The sequence below is a fragment of the Lacibacterium aquatile genome, assembly GCF_042683105.1.
Lineage (GTDB): Bacteria > Pseudomonadota > Alphaproteobacteria > Elsterales > Elsteraceae > Lacibacterium > Lacibacterium aquatile.
Window position 1 is genome coordinate 35,635 of the sequence record NZ_JBHUIP010000014.1, and the last position, 18,975, is coordinate 54,609.

At 60.9% G+C, this 18,975-nt stretch carries 13 protein-coding genes; 9 read left to right on the forward strand and 4 right to left on the reverse strand.

The window, feature by feature from the left end:
* Nucleotides 1-3 precede the first annotated feature (3 nt).
* Nucleotides 4-2,655: a DNA translocase FtsK gene (locus ACFSM5_RS17285; protein ID WP_379877774.1), complete on the reverse strand. Its 2,652-nt coding sequence runs from the start codon at nt 2,653-2,655 to the stop codon at nt 4-6.
* A 225-nt stretch (nt 2,656-2,880) separates the two neighbouring features.
* Between ACFSM5_RS17285 and ACFSM5_RS17290 the strand changes: the two genes are divergently transcribed.
* Together ACFSM5_RS17290 and ACFSM5_RS17295 are read left to right on the forward strand one after the other, a co-directional pair.
* Entirely contained in the window at nt 2,881-3,123 is a 243-nt protein-coding gene (locus tag ACFSM5_RS17290) for an acyl carrier protein (RefSeq protein WP_379877775.1), read from the forward strand.
* Nucleotides 3,124-3,133: 10 nt separating this feature from the next.
* The gene (locus ACFSM5_RS17295; RefSeq protein ID WP_379877776.1) at nt 3,134-4,039 is read left to right on the forward strand and encodes a WcbI family polysaccharide biosynthesis putative acetyltransferase; all 906 of its coding nucleotides are present in this window, start codon (nt 3,134-3,136) and stop codon (nt 4,037-4,039) included.
* 7 nt (nt 4,040-4,046) lie between these two features.
* Here ACFSM5_RS17295 and ACFSM5_RS17300 read toward each other — a convergent pair whose 3' ends face one another.
* Nucleotides 4,047-5,963 (reverse strand): hypothetical protein, encoded by a 1,917-nt coding sequence (locus ACFSM5_RS17300; RefSeq protein ID WP_379877777.1) that lies wholly within the window; start codon nt 5,961-5,963, stop codon nt 4,047-4,049.
* A gap of 312 nt (nt 5,964-6,275) precedes the next feature.
* Between ACFSM5_RS17300 and ACFSM5_RS17305 the strand changes: the two genes are divergently transcribed.
* From ACFSM5_RS17305 to ACFSM5_RS17330, 6 genes are all read left to right on the forward strand, one after another.
* Entirely contained in the window at nt 6,276-7,535 is a 1,260-nt protein-coding gene (locus ACFSM5_RS17305; protein ID WP_379877778.1) for an ABC transporter substrate-binding protein, read from the forward strand.
* Between the two features lie 101 nt (nt 7,536-7,636).
* Nucleotides 7,637-8,518, forward strand: a complete 882-nt coding sequence (locus ACFSM5_RS17310; RefSeq protein WP_379877779.1) for a carbohydrate ABC transporter permease — start codon at nt 7,637-7,639, stop codon at nt 8,516-8,518.
* Nucleotides 8,505-9,401: a carbohydrate ABC transporter permease gene (locus ACFSM5_RS17315; protein WP_465261254.1), complete on the forward strand. Its 897-nt coding sequence runs from the start codon at nt 8,505-8,507 to the stop codon at nt 9,399-9,401. Before ACFSM5_RS17310 ends, ACFSM5_RS17315 begins: the two co-directional genes overlap by 14 nt.
* Nucleotides 9,402-9,407: 6 nt before the next feature.
* The gene (locus ACFSM5_RS17320) at nt 9,408-10,523 is read left to right on the forward strand and encodes an ABC transporter ATP-binding protein (RefSeq protein WP_379877780.1); all 1,116 of its coding nucleotides are present in this window, start codon (nt 9,408-9,410) and stop codon (nt 10,521-10,523) included.
* 341 nt (nt 10,524-10,864) lie between these two features.
* The gene (gene aptA / locus ACFSM5_RS17325; protein ID WP_379877781.1) at nt 10,865-12,196 is read left to right on the forward strand and encodes an omega-aminotransferase AptA; all 1,332 of its coding nucleotides are present in this window, start codon (nt 10,865-10,867) and stop codon (nt 12,194-12,196) included.
* Nucleotides 12,197-12,462: 266 nt separating this feature from the next.
* Nucleotides 12,463-12,891, forward strand: a complete 429-nt coding sequence (locus ACFSM5_RS17330) for a hypothetical protein (protein WP_379877782.1) — start codon at nt 12,463-12,465, stop codon at nt 12,889-12,891.
* A 52-nt stretch (nt 12,892-12,943) separates the two neighbouring features.
* Here the strand turns inward: ACFSM5_RS17330 and ACFSM5_RS17335 are convergent, their stop codons facing one another.
* Nucleotides 12,944-16,078 carry an efflux RND transporter permease subunit gene (locus tag ACFSM5_RS17335; RefSeq protein ID WP_379877783.1) on the reverse strand — a complete coding sequence of 1,045 codons (3,135 nt, stop codon included), beginning with the start codon at nt 16,076-16,078 and terminating at the stop codon, nt 12,944-12,946.
* 20 nt (nt 16,079-16,098) lie between these two features.
* A complete protein-coding gene (locus ACFSM5_RS17340; RefSeq protein WP_379877784.1) occupies nt 16,099-17,307 on the reverse strand; it encodes an efflux RND transporter periplasmic adaptor subunit in 1,209 nt (402 codons plus the stop codon).
* 431 nt (nt 17,308-17,738) lie between these two features.
* Between ACFSM5_RS17340 and ACFSM5_RS17345 the strand changes: the two genes are divergently transcribed.
* Nucleotides 17,739-18,890 (forward strand): branched-chain amino acid ABC transporter permease, encoded by a 1,152-nt coding sequence (locus tag ACFSM5_RS17345; protein WP_379877785.1) that lies wholly within the window; start codon nt 17,739-17,741, stop codon nt 18,888-18,890.
* Nucleotides 18,891-18,975 lie beyond the last annotated feature (85 nt).

Here is an 18,975-nt window from a genome sequence, read left to right on the forward strand (position 1 = left end):
AGCCTAGAAATCCCGCAGGCGGGCGAGGATCTCGCGTTTGCCGACGTGGTTGGGGGCGGAGATGATGCCCTCTTCCTCCATCTGCTCCACAAGGCGGGCCGCGCGGTTATAGCCGATCTGCAGCTTGCGCTGGATGAAGCTGGTCGAGACCTTGCGTTCCTCGATGATGATCGCGACCGCCTGGTCGAACAACTCATCGACGGGACCGTCGCCGCTGCCGCCGGTCAGGCCGAGTTCGCCGTCGTCATCCTCGCCCTCTTCGCGGGTGATGCCTTCGATATAGTCGGGCACGCCCTGGGCCTTCAGGAAGGTCACCACATGTTCGACTTCGCTGTCGGACACAAACGGGCCATGGACCCGGGTCAGGCGGCCACCGCCGACCATGAACAACATGTCGCCCTGGCCCAGCAACTGCTCAGCCCCGGCATCGCCGAGGATGGTGCGGCTGTCGATCTTGCTGGTGACCTGGAAGCTGATGCGAGTCGGGAAGTTCGCCTTGATCGTGCCGGTGATGACATCGACCGAGGGACGCTGGGTTGCCATAACGATATGGATGCCGGCGGCACGCGCCATCTGGGCCAGACGCTGGATGCAGGCTTCGATCTCCTTGCCCGCGACCAGCATCAGATCGGCCATCTCGTCGACCACGACAACGATATAGGGCAGGTGGGTCAGATCGATCGGCTGTTCTTCGAAGATCGGCTGGCCGGTCGCGCGGTCGACACCCACGGGGACGCGGCGGGTCGGGCGTTCGCCGGTCGCTTCCATCTCGGCGACACGGGAGTTGTAGCCTTCGATATTGCGCACACCCAGCTGGGCCATGGCGCGATAGCGGTCTTCCATCTCCTTCACCGCCCATTTCAGGGCGACGACGGCCTTCTTCGGATCGGTGACGACCGGGGTCAGCAGATGCGGGATGCCGTCATAGACGCTGAGTTCCAGCATCTTCGGATCGATCATGATCAGGCGGCAATCGCGCGGGCTGTGACGATAGAGCAGCGACAGGATCATGGCATTGATCCCGACCGACTTGCCCGAACCCGTCGTGCCCGCGATCAGCAGATGGGGCATCTTGGCGAGGTCGGCGATGATCGGCTCGCCGGCGATATCCTTGCCCAGCACCAGCGGTAGCTTGGCTTCCGACGCGACATAGGCGGGGGATCGCAGCATCTCTCCCAGATAGACCATCTCGCGCTGTTCGTTCGGCAGTTCGATGCCGATGACGGTGCGGCCGGGGACCACCGCGATACGGACGGCGATGGAGGACATCGAGCGGGCGATATCGTCGGCAAGGCCGATGATGCGGCTGGATTTCAGGCCGGGCGCGGGCTCGAACTCATAAAGCGTGACGACGGGGCCGGGGCAGACGTCGACAATTTCGCCCTTAATGTTGAAGTCCTGAAGCACATTGCCCAGCAGTTCCGCATTCTGGTCGAGCTGCTCGTCATCGACGATCTGCTCGCGCTCTGCCTGGGGCAAGGTCAGCAGCTCGACGGCGGGCAGCGTATATTGTCCGGCATTCAGGGGGACGACCTCCTGTGCGGGGACATAATCATCGAGAATGGCCTGGTCGTCCTCAAGGTAGTCATCGTCCTGGGCGGCGTCGTCCGCATAGTCTTCGGCCGGGGCGTATTGCTCTTCTTGCGCATAGTCGAGGTCCGCATCGGCGGTACCCTCGCTGTAATAGTCCTCGTCCGCTGCCAGTTCGGCTGCATGGTCATGGTCGCGCAGCGCTTCTGGATCGGGGGTCGGCAGCCGCAGATTGAAGCGCTGGCCGGGCGCCGGGATATCCAAGCTCAGCGGCTCTTCTTCGATCGGCGCGGGCAGGGGCGCAGGACGATGATCGGCCGGCGTGATGCCTGCCAGCGCCGGAATGAAGCTGGCCAGCGGCGGCGAGATATTGGTCAGCAGATTGTCGGCCAAGGTCGGGCGTGCGGGCGGCACAGCTGGGCTGCGAGCGGCTGTCGGCGCGGGTTGTGGCGGCGTGGCGGCACGGGCCTGGGCCTGCTGGGCGGCGGCGGCTTCGGCGCGGGCATTGGCCAGAGCCTGTTCGGCAAGCTGCGTCTGCGCTGCGATGCGGGCTTCCAGCATTTCGGCTTCGCGGGCCTTGCGGGCGGCTTCCTGGATGGCGCGGTCTTCGGCATCGCGCAGACGGCGTTCGGCTTCGCGATTCTCGCGCTCGGCCCTTTCACGGTCCAGGCGTTCGCGCTCCATCCGCTCGGCGATATCGCGCTCGTGACGCAGCTTTTCCATCTTGTCGGCTTCGATGCGCGCGCTCTCGGCCGCCTGGGCTTCGGCTTCATCGGCGGCGGCACGCAACTGCTCGCCTTCATCGATGATCGATTCCAACTCCTCAATCTGGCGCGAGAGGGCGTCGGCATCGGCTTCCGCACGGGCAAGGTCGCGGCGATGGGCGACATCGGCGCGGGTGCGACCGGCCTTGAGCCCCAGGTCCAGCCCACGGGCAAAGGCTTCTGCGCGGGCAATCGCTTCAGGGACCGTCGCGGTGCCGGTCGGCAGCAGCAGAATGCTGTCCTCCGCCGACATGACCCCCCACTCGCCACCGTCCAAAAGCACGAGCCTTAGGGGCAATCCCCGCTGCTGGCAGGCTGTGTTCCAGGTCTCGGTCGCATCGCGGCTCGGCGTGTCGATCATTAACGGTAAATCCGTAGGCGGTTAGGAAGGTTGCCCTTCTATAGCAGGCGAAGGGCCCCTGATAAAAGGGGCGGGTAATACGAAGATGGTTAATGTCTGATTGGTTGCCCGGAAACCGATCGGGAATTGTTGGCCGAACGGGGATGGGGCAATAATAGCAGGAGATGCAGTGGGCAATCCGATGCCCTTGGCAGGAACAATTGAGAAGAGAGAACCAGAGAGCCGATGCCGCAGTTTTCCCTTGAGACTTTCCTGCCCGAAGCTGCCGAGATCCTCAGGGTTCCCGTCGACCAGCTGACGCTGGAGTCCGACGATAGCAATGTATCGAGCTGGGACAGCCTTTCTGCTGTAATGCTGGCGATGATGGTGGAAAGCAACTATGGCGTTGCGCTGAGCAGCGCGCAGACCGAGCAGTTCACGTCCGTCCGCAAGATCGTCGATATCATGACTGGATTCGAGAAGGCGTGACGGTAGCGCGATGATCTTCAGCTTCGGCAACCTCAGTCCAGACAGCGATGTCGTTCTGATCTACGGGAATTGTCAGGCGCCTTATGTCGGAGAGTTGCTGGCGGCTGCGGATGCTCCGCAGAGCGGCCGGCACTATCTGTGTGTGCTCAATCATGCTGTTCCGGGGGCCGAGATCGAGCTGCCGGACAAGGCGCTCCTCGCCCGCTGCGTATTATATATCGAGCAGATCGATGAACGTGCGGAGGTGCCTATCCGCAGTTTTCTGCGCGACAATATCCCCGCTGGCGTCGAAACCGCCACCTATCCGCCGGTGGTGATGATGTGTTTCTGGCCCTTTGAAACGGTGGATAAGCGGATAGGTTCGTCCAGGTATTATCCCTGGGGGCGCTATAACGGCGATATGATCGGGATGCAGGTGGCCCGGCAGGGGCTGACCGGCGATGCGGCCTATGGCGCCTATATGGATCTGGCCGAAAAGCGGATGCCCAATCTGGCGAACCGGCTGCAGTGGGACATCGATGCGATTAGCGCGCGCGATCAGGCCGCCGACGTTCAGATCGGCGATTATCTCGCGACGAGCTACCGCTATAAACATATCTTCTGGACCGCAGGTCATCTGGAGATTGAGCCGATGGCTGTCCTGACCTGTCGGCTATACGAGCATCTTTCTCCGCGCCTTGGCGGTGATCGTGCGGAAGGATTACGGCTGCTGGATGCTTTTGCCTTTGAGCTTCAGGACCGGGTAGGGGGCATGGGGAATACCCAATTGCCGATCAACCCGCTTGTCGCCCAAGGCCTGGGGCTGCACTACGGTGGCGAGGATATGGTCTATCGCTGGTATGACCAGGAATGGACCTTCAAGGACTATATCACCCGCTATATCGCAAATGACGAGGCTTGGGGTTTGCAGGAGTGACGCGGCGCTAACCCGGTTCTTTCCATGACAAGGTGCAGAGCGTAACCGGGATGCCTTCTTCATACCAACCTGCCGGACTATGCTGAGCGTCCATCAGTTTGAAGCCTAAGACGGTGTCCTGCGGCAGGGTTTGTCCAGCGAAGAAGCGTCCGGCCCCGTCGGTCGTCGTTAAGGCGGGTGACAGAAGGAAGCCGACCGTCCCGCTCTCCTGCAGATAGCGATAGCTGCTAGTGCCCGCTGGGGTTGCGATTTCCAGGCGCAATTCGGGCGGCGGTGCCAGGAGCTCGGCGATCCTACTCTTGGCTGTGGTGGTGAGGTTCAACCTAACCCACAATGCCTCGTCCGGTCTGGTTGGCGGCAGTGGTACCGTCTGGCCGAGCATGGTGTAGGTTTCCCGGCAGATCTCCTGTTCCAGCAACGGCTGCGCACGCCGCTCCAGCAACAGCACCTCAGGCGTACTGTCTCTTGGTTGGTAGAGCCGCCGGTAGGCGCGCTGCGTCAAGGGATCTTCAAGGGTGGCATAACGCCCGTCGATGGGGGTGATGCTGAAAAGGACCGATTTCGGAGCCGCATCGCTTTCCAAAAACGCGAGGTTGCGTTCCGTCATGAGGCGGCTGGTCGCGAAATAGGCCTGAAAGGCCGGGCGCGTCGCAGCCTCCATCCCTGAATCGAGAATCTTCCCGACTTCGAATGGAAAAGCATCAACAGGGCCTTCCATGCTCTTGAAGGGCATGGCTGTCCTGACCTTGGCCACCACCTCGGCCCGGGCGGTCTCCTGGGCGCGCCAGAAATTACCCCGGAAGCCAGGATGGATCAGTAGCTGCAGCCGTTGCTCAAATATCCGGCCATAGCGCAAGACGGACATCTCGTCCTGCATCAAGATGCTTCGGAGTATATGGGCAGTGGCGAGACAGGCGAGAGCCACCGTGATCAGGGTCGCTCTGAACCAGGGCTTCGGCAGACAGCGCTCCGGCAACATGATCTGGCAGAGAAGCGGTACGGCAAGACCGGCGAAGCTTATCTGCGGATGGGCGCCTTGTCGGGTGAAATTCAGCTTATAGATCACCAGGAGATAGCCTAGCAGCAGCACCCCATGAAGGAACCCGCCGCGCGCCCGGTAAGGGACGCTCGCAAGGATCAGTACCCCGCCTGCGACAAGCGCAACCTGATGAAGCATGCCCGCCGGAAGCTGCATGTCGGCGTTATAGGCGCGCGAAACATCAAGATAAGCGACATAAAAATCAACGACAGCAGAGTAGTCCTGACGACCGACGGCCAGCAGAGCTGTTGTTGCCAGAAGAAAGACGAGAAGAGGAACCGGGAACCAATCCCGCTGGTACAGGCGGTACGCAGTAACCAATATTAAAATGGGCAGGGCCAGAAATAGCGCTGTCGATTTGATCAGCCCCATGAAGGCCATTTGTATCGCGAGGAGCGCAGATATCGCCATCGCCGATCGATCGCCCTGCCGACGGTCGATCTCGAGATAGCCGAGCAACACCGATGGTATGAGAAGGTGGATATCGGGGAAAACGACCAGCGGCAGGCAATAGAGGCAAACGAATGCTGCCTTGAGCAGGGTGTCCACCTTAAGGACAACGGCCAGGGTTATGCCAAAGATCGCGTAATAAAGCGCCCAGGAAATCATACGTATTGGCAGGATTTCCGAGTCAAATTGTGCTGCCACCAGGAAAGACAGAGGGCCATAGTTGAAAATAAAATCGCGGCCATGCTGCTGATGCGTCTTATAGGCATGAATCAGCATCCGATGCCACGCGGGGTCCAGGCCGGTCACCTCTGCGATCAATGGCAACTGGATCATGTAAACGGCAAAAAATGTAGCCAGCAGCGCCGGAATGCCCAGATCTCGCATGGGGTATGTGAAGAGACCGTTCTTCAGTCGCACCCTTGCTTCGTCTCGCATCACTGCCTCGGTTGAGCTGACGGCTTGCTCTTGCCGATGCCGATTGAAGCATGGCCTGACTATCGTTGTAAGCTGTCGTGGCTATTTATCGGATTTGCGAACCGCCTGTCTTTTGTAACAGTTTGTAACAGCTCCCGATTCTCGAAACCGGCGCGTTACACGGTTGCGGGTGCAACTGACGGGGGGAGCGCTTAGTCTGCGCTGCGATCATAAGGTCCAAAGGGCCGGATCGAGGACTTATCCCTGCTGTCTCCTCGGCATTCGTCGGGAAAAAATAAGGCGGCAGGAGCCCCAACTGGGAGGAAATGTTCGATGAATTTCGTTTCTAAGCGCGGCCTCACCGCAGCAATTCTCAGCACTGTTTTTGTTGCCGGCGCTGCCTATGCCGAGCCGACCGCCGAAGTTCTGCATTGGTGGACCTCGGGCGGTGAAGCCAAGGCCGTGCAGGCCCTGAAGGCCGACTTCGAAGCCAATGGCGGCAAGTGGATCGACAATGCCGTCGCCGGTGGCGCCGGTGATGCGGCCATGACCGTTCTGCGTTCGCGCGCTCTGGCTGGCGATCCGCCCGCCGCTGCCCAGATCAAGGGCCCGGCGATCCAGGAATGGGCCAAGCAGGGCGTTCTGGCGAACCTCGACAAGGTTGCCGCTTCGGAGAACTGGGACAAGGTTCTGCCGCCCGCCATTCAGTCGGTCATGAAGTACCAGGGCCACTATGTCGCCGCTCCGGTCAATGTGCATCGCGTTGATTGGCTGTGGGTGAACCCGACCGTCCTCGCCAAGGTTGATGGCAAGATCCCGACCAGCTGGGACGAATTCAACGCCCTGGCCGAGAAGCTGAAGGCCGCTGGCATCACCCCGCTGGCCCATGGCGGTCAGCCCTGGCAGGACTCGACGATCTTCGAAACGGTTGTGCTCGGCCTCGGCGGTCCGGCTTTCCACAAGAAGGCCTTTGTTGATCTCGACGAAGCGACCCTGAAGTCCGATACGATGGTCAAGGCCTTCGATCAGATGCGCAAGATCCGCGGTTACGTTGACCGCGACTTCCCGGGCCGCGAATGGAACTTGGCCACCCAGATGGTCATGAACGGCACCGCCGCCATGCAGATCATGGGTGACTGGGCGAAGGGCGAATTCCTGGCTGCCGGTAAGGTTCCGGGCAAGGACTTCGTCTGCGCTCCGACCCCGGCCCCCCAGGGCGGTTACCTCTCGAACGTCGACAGCTTTGCGATGTTCAACGTGAAGGGTGACGACAAGGTCGCAGGCCAGATGCTGTTCGCCAAGCTGCTGGTCGGTGAGAAGTTCCAGGAGACCTTCAACCTGTTCAAGGGCTCGATCCCGGCTCGTACCGGCGTTTCGATGGCGAAGTTCGACGAATGCGCCAAGGCGTCTGAAACCGCACTGAACGCGGCTTCGGCAAACGGCACGCTGCTGCCGTCGATGGCCCATGGCATGTCGACCACCGGTTCGGTGTCGGGCGCGATCTTCGAAGTCGTGACCCAGCACTTCAACTCGACCATGTCGTCGCAGGACGCCGTGAAGAAGTTGGCCGAAGCTGTCGCTCTGGCAAAATAACTAAGCCTACCAGCGGAGTGTCGGGGTGCCCCCCGACACTCCGTTTCTTTTAAGTAAGTTGGGCCGCTTCTTTTAAGTTCGGCTGGGTTCGGGGGGACAAAATGCAGGCGGGCCTACGCAACAGCCTGTCGAAGATCGTGGTGGCGCCGACGCTCGCCATGGTCCTCGTCTTCGTCTACGGCTTCATTCTGTGGACGACCTATATCAGCTTCTCCGCATCGAAGATGCTGCCGATCTATGAGTGGGTCGGCCTCGAGAATTACATCCGCCTCTGGAGCATGGGGCGCTGGCATACGGCGATCACCAACCTGCTGATTTTCGGCGTGTTGTTCATCGGTACCTGCCTGGCGATCGGCTGCATGCTGGCGGTATTCCTCGATCAGAAGATCCGGGGCGAGGGCGCGCTGCGCACCATCTACCTCTATCCGATGGCGCTGTCGTTCATCGTGACGGGGACGGCGTGGAAGTGGCTGCTGAACCCCGGCACCGGCATCCAGCAGTTCATGATCGATCTCGGTTTTGCGGATTTCCGCTTCGACTGGATCATCACCCAGGAATTTTCGCTCTATACCCTGGTGATCGCTGCCGTCTGGCAATCCTCCGGCTTCGTGATGGCGCTGTTCCTGGCGGCCTTGCGCGGTGTGGATCAAGAGATCATCAAGGCGGCCTATCTCGACGGTGCCAGCCTGCCGCGCATCTATTGGGGGATCATCATCCCCTCGATCCGCCCGGTGTTCCTGTCCGCCATCGTCATCCTCGCCCATCTGGCGGTGAAGAGCTTCGATCTGGTGCTGGCCCTGACCGGCGGCGGTCCCGGCTATGCCTCGGACCTGCCTGCGACCTTCATGTACGAGATGGTCTTCCGCCGGAACCAGATGGGCATCGGTGCGGCGTCGGCCATGATGATGCTGGCGACCGTGATGGCGATCATCGTTCCCTATCTCTATTCCGAACTTCGTGGAGGTCGCCGTGGCGAGCGCTAGTCTGCAGGACCTGCCCGGCGCACGCGGGCGGTATGCCATCTTCGGACGCATCTTCATCTATGCGATCCTGATCCTCTTCGTCGGCTACTACCTCTTGCCGATGATCGTGATGATTTCGACCTCGCTGAAAAGCGCGGCGGAAATCCGCACCGGCTCCCTGATCTCGCTTCCCCGCGAAATCACCTTCGATGCCTGGGGCGAAGCCTGGGGCAAGGCCTGCACGGGCGCCGCCTGTAACGGCCTCGCGCCCTTCTTCTGGAACTCCATCGTCATGGCAGTTCCGGCGGTGATGATCTCCACCATTCTGGGCGCGCTCAACGGCTATGCCCTGACGAAATGGCGTTTCCGGGGGGCCAACCTGCTGTTCGGCCTGATCCTGTTCGGCAGCTTCATTCCGTTCCAGCTGATCTTGCTGCCCATGAGCCAGACGCTCGGCTGGCTGGGGATCGCCGGATCGACGCCGGGCCTGATCCTGGTGCATGTGGTCTATGGTCTGTCCTTCACGACCCTGTTCTTCCGGAACTATTACATCACCATCCCGGACGATCTGGTGAAGGCGGCAACCATCGACGGTGCGGGCTTCTTCCAGATCTTCTTCAAGATCATGCTGCCACTCTCCACCCCGATCGTCATGGTCACGGTGATCTGGCAGTTCACGCAGATCTGGAACGACTTCCTGTTCGGTGTGTCCTTCGCAACTTCGACGGCGTCTGCGCCGGTGACCGTTGCGCTCAACAATCTTGTCAACACCACCACCGGGGTGAAGCGGTACAACGTCGATATGGCCGCCGCGATGATCGCGGCCCTGCCGACGCTCGTCATCTACATCCTCGCTGGTAAGTATTTCGTTCGCGGCCTGACGGCCGGTTCGGTGAAAGGGTAACGCGCCATGGCCACCCTCAATATCTCCAACGTCAAGAAGCAGTACGGCAATGTCGCGGTCCTCAAGGGCATCGACCTCGAACTGCAAGATGGCGAATTCCTGGTGCTGCTGGGCCCGTCGGGCTGCGGCAAGTCGACCCTGCTGAATATGATCGCCGGTCTCGACACCATCAGCGACGGTCAGATCGTCATCGACGGCCGTGTCGTCAACGACATCCACCCCAAGGACCGCGACATCGCGATGGTGTTCCAGTCCTACGCGCTCTATCCCAACATGAGCGTAGCGCGGAACATCGCCTTCGGCCTGGAGATGCGAGGCGTCGCCAAGGCTGAACGGGATGCGGCGGTGAAGAAGGTCGCGGCGTTGCTCCAGATGGAGCATCTGCTGGAACGCAAGCCGGCCCAGCTTTCGGGCGGTCAGCGCCAGCGTGTCGCCATGGGCCGCGCCCTGGTGCGTGACCCCAAGGTCTTCCTGTTCGACGAGCCTCTGTCCAACCTCGATGCCAAGCTGCGCGTCGATATGCGGACCGAGATCAAGAAGCTGCATCAGCGCCTGAAGACCACCATCGTCTATGTGACGCATGATCAGATCGAAGCCATGACCCTGGCAACCCGCATCGCGATCATGAAGGAAGGCGTCGTCCAGCAGTTCGCCCCGCCGCAGGAAGTCTACGAGCATCCGGCGAACATGTATGTCGCGGGCTTCATCGGCTCGCCGTCCATGAACTTCATTCCGGCCAAGGTCGCGAACGAAGGCAATCAGCTGGGCGTGCGCATTGCCAACGGCCAGGGCGAGATCTTCCTGCCGCTGCCGAACCCGCCGAAGAACCTGCCCGCCTATGTCGGCAAGGACGTGACCCTGGGCGTTCGCCCGGAAACGGTCACTCGCTTCAATGCCGCCGAAGCCGCTGCCAATCCGGGAATGATCAAGTTCGACGCCACGGTTTCGGTCGTCGAGCCGACCGGCGCCGATACGCTGACCTACATCCAGCTCGGCGGCCGCGACGCGATCGCCCGCTGCGTGCCCAAGGAAGCCCCGGAGGCCGGTAGCGTTGCCGACTTCATGGTCGATATGAGCCGGGCCAATATCTTCGATCCGGCAACGGAACAGCGCATCAGCTAACGCTCGCCCGGAGGGGCCATCTGCGTCGTTACCGGAAGTGCTCGGATCCTCACGTACAAAAGTACGCTCCGGTCCTGCGCCTTCCGGTGCCTAGCATCTAACCCCTCCGGCCTTCGCTTCTAAAGCTTAAAACCAGGAACTCGTCATCCCCCGCTTCATGCGGGGGATTTCCTCCGGGAGCCTATCAAATAGGGTCGGGATCGGATGGGAGGTAGCTCTCTCCCCATCACAAACCCTGATACCATCATCACGAAAAGGCCCCCATCGACGCCGTCGGTAGGGGTTTTTTACATTTTAGGCGCGTGCTAGCGTTTTTCATCCAAATCAAAGGGGTTCTTGAAATGCCGGATGATAATGCCCGCCTGACAACCAACGACATGCAGCCGTTCTGGATGCCGTTCACCGCGAACCGGCAGTTCAAGGACAATCCGCGCCTGCTCGTCGAAGCCAAGGGCATGTATTATAAGAGCCATGATGGCCGCGAAGTGCTGGACGGCACGGCGGGCCTCTGGTGCTGCAACGCGGGCCATGGCAACCCGAAGATCGTCGAGGCGATCCAGAAACAAGCCGGTGTGATGGATTACGCCCCGGCTTTTCAGATGGGCCATCCGCTGGCGTTCGAGTTTGCCTCGCGCCTCTCGGCCATGCTGCCCGGCAACCTCGACAAGGTTTTCTACACCAACTCCGGTTCCGAAGCGGTCGACACCGCCCTGAAGATCGCGCTCGCCTACCACCGGGTGCGGGGCGAGGGCGCGCGCACCCGCTTCATCGGTCGCGAGCGCGGCTATCATGGCGTCGGTTTCGGCGGCATCTCGGTCGGCGGCATCGTCACCAACCGCAAGTTCTTCGGCCCGATGCTGGCGGGCGTCGACCATATGCCCCATACCCATGACCCGAAGCGCAATGCCTATACCAAAGGGCAGCCGGAGTTTGGTGCCGAGCTGGCCGACGAGCTGGAGCGGATCGTCACCCTGCATGACCCCTCCACCATCGCTGCCGTGATTGTCGAGCCGGTGGCCGGATCGACCGGTGTGCTGATCCCCCCCAAGGGCTATCTCGAAAAGCTGCGCGAGATCACCAAGAAGCACGGCATCCTGCTGATTTTCGACGAAGTCATCACCGGCTTTGGCCGTCTGGGCGCGCCCTTTGCCGCCGATTATTTCGGCGTGGTGCCGGATATGATGACCGTCGCCAAGGGCATCACCAGCGGCACCGTGCCGATGGGCGCGGTCTTTGCCGCGGGCGATATCTACGACACCTTCATGACCGGGCCGGACAACGCGATCGAGCTGTTCCACGGCTATACCTATTCCGGCCACCCGCTGGCCTGCGCCGCCGGTATCGCGACCCTCGATGTCTATAAGGAAGAGCGTCATTTCGAGCGCGCCGCCGAAATCGCCCCCTATTGGCAGGAAGCGCTGCACAGCCTCAAGGGCACCAAGCATGTGGTGGATATCCGCAATCTTGGCCTGATCGGCGGTATCGAACTGGAAACCCGTCCCGGCAAACCGACCGCCCGTGCGTTCGAAACCTTCCTCAAGGCCTACGACAAGGGCGTGCTGATCCGGACCACCGGCGACATCATCGCGCTCTCGCCGCCGCTGATCATCGAGAAGGCCCAGATCGACCGCATCGTCTCGACCATTGCCGAGATCCTGCCGACGATCGATTAGTTTAATAGATCATTCGCTTGCGATTGATCTATCTGACTCATGAGTCGAAAGGGCGTCCACCGGGCGCCCTTTCTGCATTCGGCCTAATCCAACCGGCTTAGCCGTCATGCCGAATGGTAGGGGAGTCGGAGAGGGCGCATCTTGATGACACGCACATTGGAAGTCTCCTCCCAAACTCGGGCCCGCCTCTGGCGGGTCTTTTTTTGTCTTCGACAGGATGATCAACCTATAGAATAAATTGATCAAGGTTGTCTTAGGATATTCAAATGCGTGTGTTGTTGGGCGTGTTTGTGATGATATCGGCCTTGCCGACCTTTACCCCCGCCCTGGCCTGTACCGTGGGGTTTCCTCGGAGCTATAGCGTCTTTAAAAGTGCCGATATCTTGATGCGGGCTAAAGTCGCAAACTATGAGGTGATACCTGCGCGCTCGGAGGCGGTCTTTTCACTTGATGTGGTGGAGATGCTTTCCGGCGGCGGCAAGGATATCAAAAGGCTCGTCGCGCGCTGGCAGAACTCAACATACGGCGAACCGGAGGCCTGGCTCGGTCCCAAAGAGGTGATCGTGGGCTTGCGGATCGTTTCGAAACCGAGCGGCGGCCCCATGCTGGAAATCGTCCAGCAGGATTGCGGACCTATCAGCATTCTGGAGGATACGCCCAATAATCTGGCACTTGTTCAGAACGAGCGTCGCTAGTCGACCGAGCGGTCTCAAACAAAAAGGGGCGCTCGGTTGAGCGCCCCTCTTGTTATTCCGCAGCCTGCCCCGCTGGGGGTGGGACCATTGTCGGTCCTTCCGCTTCGGGTTTGCGTTTCAGGAAGGCGGCCAGCTTCTCGAAATAGACGTAGATCACCGGGGTGATATAGAGCGTCAGAAGCTGGGAAACGATTAGACCGCCGACCACCGAGATACCGAGCGGCTGGCGCAGTTCGGCACCGGCACCATGGCCGACAGCGATGGGCAGCACGCCCAGGATCGCGGCGAAGGTCGTCATCATGATCGGACGGAAGCGAATGAGGCAGGCTTCCACGATGGCCTTTTCGGCATCCGTCTCGCCCGCCTGTTTTCGCTCCAGCGCGAAGTCGATCATCATGATCGCGTTTTTCTTCACGATACCGATCAGCATCACGATACCGATGGCGGCAATGATGCTGAGGTCCATCCCGAAGACCTTCAGGGTCAGCAGCGCGCCCAGACCCGCCGCAGGTAGGCCCGACAGGATGGTGATCGGATGGATGAAGCTTTCGTAGAGCACACCCAGGATGATGTAGACCGCGAGGATCGCGACACCGATCAGGGCAACCTGGTTCGAGGTTGCGTCCTGGAAGACTTTGGCCGACCCGGCGAAGCTGGAGGAAATGGTCGCGGGCAGGCCGAGATCTGTCTCCAGCTTGTGGATCTGGTCCGTGACATTGCCCAGCGCGATGCCGGGCTGGAGCGCGAAGGAGACGGTCACCGAGGCAAGCTGACCCTGGTGATTGACCGATAGCGGGCCGACGGCGCGGCGGACGGTCGCGAAGGTCTCCATCGGCACCAAGGTGCCATTGTCCGACCGGACATAGACCTTGCCGAGACCGGCGGGATCTTCCTGGAACTTGCGCTCGACCTCCAGGATCACCGGATAGTCGTTAGACGAGGTAAAGATCGTCGAGACCTGCCGGGTGCCGAAGAAGCTGTAAAGCGTCGACCGGATGGTGTCGGTCGACAGCCCAAGGGCGGAGGCGCGGTCATAGTCGATATCGACCACGGCCTGGGGCGAGCGGATGCGCAGATCGGAGGAAACGTCGGCCACACCCGGGATCTGACGCATGCCCTGTTCGATGCGGGGGATCCAGGCGAAGAGTTCCGCCTGATCGAGGCCCTGCAGAGTGTACTGATACTGCAGGTTCGACTGACGACCGCCCAGGCGCAGGTTCTGCACCACGTTCACATAGGCATTGATGCCCGGCACCTGATTAAGCTGGCTGCGCAGGCGTCCAACGATATCCTGGATGGGCAGATTCTTGGTGGAGCGCAAATCCTTGCGCTTCACTTCGACGAACATCTGGCCGGTATTCTGGCCACGGCTGCCAAAGCCACCGGCGACCGAATTGACGCTGATGACGTCTGGATCGCCGGCCACGATGGCGGCCAGCTTCTGCTGCCGTTCGGCCATGGCGGGGAAGGACGTGTCCTGGTTGGCTTCGGTGAAGATCGACAGCATGCTGTTGTCTTCTTCGGGGAAGAAGCCGCGTGGCATGCGCTGGAACTCGACAATTGTCACGGCGGTCAAAGCCAAAGTCGCCATCAGGGCGACGAATTTCATCTTCATGACGCCGCGCAGAGTCACGCGATAGGACCAGAGCATGCCCTGGAAGCCACCTTCGAGGATGCGACCGAAGATGCCTTCCTTCTGGTGACCTTGATGAGCCGACAGGAAACGCGAGCAGAGCATCGGGGTCAGGGTCAGGGAGATGAAGCCCGACACCAGGATGGCAAGACTGATAGTGACCGCGAATTCGAAGAAGATACGGCCAATGACACCGCCCATGAACAGGATCGGGATAAAGACCGAGATCAGCGACAGGGTGATCGAGATGATGGTGAAGCCGATTTCCTTGGAGCCTTTGATGGCGGCTTCATAGGGCTTCATGCCGTCTTCGATGTGTCGGACGATGTTCTCCAGCATCACGATGGCGTCGTCGACCACGAAGCCGACCGCGAGTGTCAGGGCCATCAGCGAGATGTTGTTCAGACTGAAACCGCAGAGGTACATGCCCGCGAAAGTGCCGACGATGGACATCGGCAGGGCAAGCGACGGGATGACGGTCGCGCTGAATTTGCGCAGGAACAGGAAGATCGTCAGAACGACCAGGATCACGGTCAGCACAAAGGTGAATTCGACGTCGGCAATCGAGTCGCGGATCGAAACGGAGCGGTCATTCAGAACGTCGATATTGATCGAAGGCGGCACCTGGGCGCGGAAAGCGGGCAGGAGTTCCTTGATCTTGTCGACCACCTCGACCGTATTGGCAGCGGGCTGGCGCTTGATCGCGAGGGTGATCGAGCGCACGCCGTTGTACCAGCTGGCGATCTTGTCGTTCTGGACCGAATCCTGGACCTGGGCGATATCGGTCAGGCGCACCGGCGCACCGTTGCGATAGGCGACAATCAGATTCTTGAAGTCCTTGGCTGCCCGCGGTTCGCCCGTGGTCTGCAGCGTCATGGTCTGGGCCGGGCCGTTCAATGTGCCGAGCGGCGTGGTCGAGGTGGCGGATGCCAGGGCATCCTGCACTTCGCTGATCGGCACGTTATGGGCGGCCAGGGCCTGCGGGTCGACCTGGATGCGGACCGCGAATTTCTGCCCGCCGAAGATCGAGACTTCCGAGACGCCGGTGATGGTCGAGAGGCGCTGACCGATCACCGTTTCAGCGTACTCATGAACCTGGCTGAGCGGCAGGGTCGGGGAGGAGAGGGCGATCAGCAGGATCGCATCGTCCGACGGGTTCTGTTTGCGGAAGCCCGGCGGCGAGGTCATTTCCTTGGGCAGGCGGCGTTGTGCCACCGACAGAGCGGCCTGCACATCAAGCGCGGCCTGATCGATATTCCGGTTGAGGTCGAACTCCAGGACGATGTTGGTCGACCCCTGGGTGGAGGTCGAGGTCATCGAGGTGATGCCCGAGATATTCGAGAATTCGCGCTCCAGCGGGGTCGCGACCGAATTCGCCATGACTTCGGGGCTGGCGCCCGAGAGTGTCGCGAAGACCACGATGGTCGGGAAGTCGACCTTCGGCAGGGCGGAGACCGGCAACTGACGGAAGCCCGCGATGCCGGCGAGAATGATCGCCGCCATCATCAGGGTCGTCATGACCGGGCGGCGAATGCAGAGTTCCGAGAGGTTCATCGCCCTGTTTCCTTGTCCGCTCAGCCCTGGGGCGCGCGTTTTTGAGCCTGATTCTGTCTGGCCGGGGCCGCACCGCTGGCGGCTGCCGGGTCGCGAACTTCGATGCGGCTATTGTCGACCAGGCGCAGCTGACCGTCGATCACCACCGTTTCGCCACCCTTGAGGCCGGAGGCGAGGATGGTGCGGTCGCCCTGCTGACGGGAGGTGGTGACCGGGGTCATCTTGACCGCTTTCGCCCCGTCCTTCTCTTCGACAGCAAACAGATACTGGCCCTGCTGGCCGGTCTGAATGGCGGCGGTCGGAACGGAGACGGCCTGAGCTTCGGTGCCCAGGCGCGCTGTCACGGAAACGAACATACCGGGCCAGAGGACATCGCCCTCGTTATCGAACTGCGCCTTGACCGAGAAAGTACCAGTCGCGCTGTCGATCTGATTGTCGAAAAAAGCGACCTTGCCCGTCTGGGCAGGCTGTCCGGCGACGGTCGCCCGCACCGGAACGGCACCGGCATCCAGGGCCGCGCGCAGATCCGGGAAATGGCGCTGCGGGACCGAGAAGGTGACGGCGATGGGGTTGACCTTGCGGATCGTCACCAGGCCGGTTGCTTCGCCCGAGCGCACGATATTGCCCTTGGTCTGCAGGATCTGGCCGGTGCGGCCACTGATCGGCGCGCGGATCTGGGTATAGCCGAGTTGGACTTTCAGCGCCTCGATCTGGGCTTCCATGGCGCGAACCGTCTGCATGGCCTGACCGGCTGTGCTTTTGGCGGAATCGAGAGCGGCTTGGGAGGCGAAATTCTTGGCGGCAAGCGCGTTCTGGCGGTCGAGGTCGCGATTGCTGTTGCCCATCGCCACCTTGTTGCGGGCGAGGTTGGCTTCCGCCTGCTTGAGATCGGCCTGAATGCCACGCGGGTCGATGGTGAACAGCAGGTCACCCTCGTTCACCCGGTCGCCTTCCTTGAAATGGACTTCCAGGATAGTGCCGTCGACGCGCGAGCGGACCTGCACCGTCTCCGAGGCCTGGACCGAGCCGATGGCGCTGATCTCGATGGGCTGCGCGCCGACTTCGGCCTGGGCGACCAGAACCGGCAGAGCGCGCTGGGGGCCACCCCGTCCGGGACCTTGCGCGGGGGTTGCCCCGGCGCTGTCGCCGAACTGCACGTAGTAAATAGTCGCAGCGCCGATCCCGAGTATCAGCACTGCACCGCCCAAGGTTTTACCAAGCCCAGCCATTTCCGACCTTTTTCCCTTCGCGAACCCATGCGCCTGCGTCTCGAAGGCGCAATCGCTCCTTCTTTGTTAGGCACTCTTGGTGGCGAGTATCCCTGTTATTTTGTTTCTTTTTTTTACACGACGTCCGATCGTCGGGACAAAAAAGAAGCCCCGTCGTCCAGAATGGCATCGACGGGGCAGGGTCGCAATCTCTTGCGAGGGGTCTTATTAAGTATTAAGGCGAATTGTGGCGACTTCGTGTTGAGTGCTTCACCGGCTAAGAACCAGGTGCGATGGCAATCCGTATTTTTTGGTGTATCTGCCTTTTATTTCTCGCTGCTTGCGAGCGTAAAGACGCGCGGGAGCTGCATACTTGCGCCGACTACGCTTGGGCTTTTGTTCCGGTGGGGAGCGAGGCGCAGATCGCTAAGCCTGAACGCCAGGACAACGGTGTGCGGGTTAGCTTTGAATATCGACGGGGCAATGAAGCCTGGGCAAGCGATAGTCTGCTTTGCCTTTTTGCCGAGGTTGGCGATGCCGAGGAACTGGTCCTAAGCGAGGCGATCCTTGCAAGCCAGGGCACCCTGACCGACATGCAGACCTACATGCTGCAGCGCTGGGGCCGGATGGCGGCTTTTTCGCCGGGCAAGGCCATCAGTTACGATACAAAATCCGACCCGTTGGGCGGCGGCGCCTTCATCCTCCAGGTGATCGTCAATGGCCTGATCCTGGGGACGATCTATGCTTTGGTCGCCGTTGGCTATGGGATCATCTTCAGCCTGCTGGAAACCGTGAATTTTGCCTTTGGCGATATGGCGATGATCGGCACCGTCAGCACTGTCCTACCGTTTGCGGTCGCTGTGACACTGGGGGCGGATGTGCCACTGCTGGTACTGGCCGCCATTTCGCTGATCTTCGCCCCGGCTTACGTGGGATTGATCGGTGTGGTGGGCGAGACGCTGGTCTATCGCCCTGTAGGGCGCGCCAACCGACTGGCGCCGCTGGTGGCGGCCATCGGCTTTTCTCTCGTGTTACAAAACAGCGCCCTGCTGACTCAGGGACCACGCGCTAAATGGTTGCAACCTCTCAGTCACGCAGGTGTCGAATTTGACCTTCCTGGTGGTGGTGTGCGGTTGTCCTTCACCCAGATCGGGGTGCTGGTCAGTGGGGTTCTGACCGCTTTCGCCATTTGGCGGCTGCTGGTGGGCACAAAGTTCGGCCGTGAACTTCGGGCAGTGGCGGCCGATGCCGTGGGGGCCTCGCTCTGCGGGGTCGATTTCCAGGGTACGACGCGGCGTGCGTTCCTGCTGTCGGGCGTCTTGGCTGGATTCGGCGGTGTCGTCTTCATGCTCTACTATGGCCAGACGGATCATTCGGTTGGGCTGCTGATCGGCTTCAAGGCGCTGACAGGAGCCATCATCGGCGGCTTGGGGTCGCCTTTGGGGGCGATGGCCGGGGGGCTGATCATCGGGCTGGTCGAGGGGCTGTTCGGCGGCTTTGTGTCCCATGAATGGCGGGATCTGGCGATCTTCGTTGCGCTTGTGGTGATCCTCATGATCCGTCCGACCGGACTTTTTGGCAGTTCCGACCGGACCAATCACTAGGGAAACTGTCATCCCGGGATCAAGTCCCGGGATGACGCGACAAAGTGAGAGTCTCATTGGATGACAGGCGGCAATAGGATCGGGT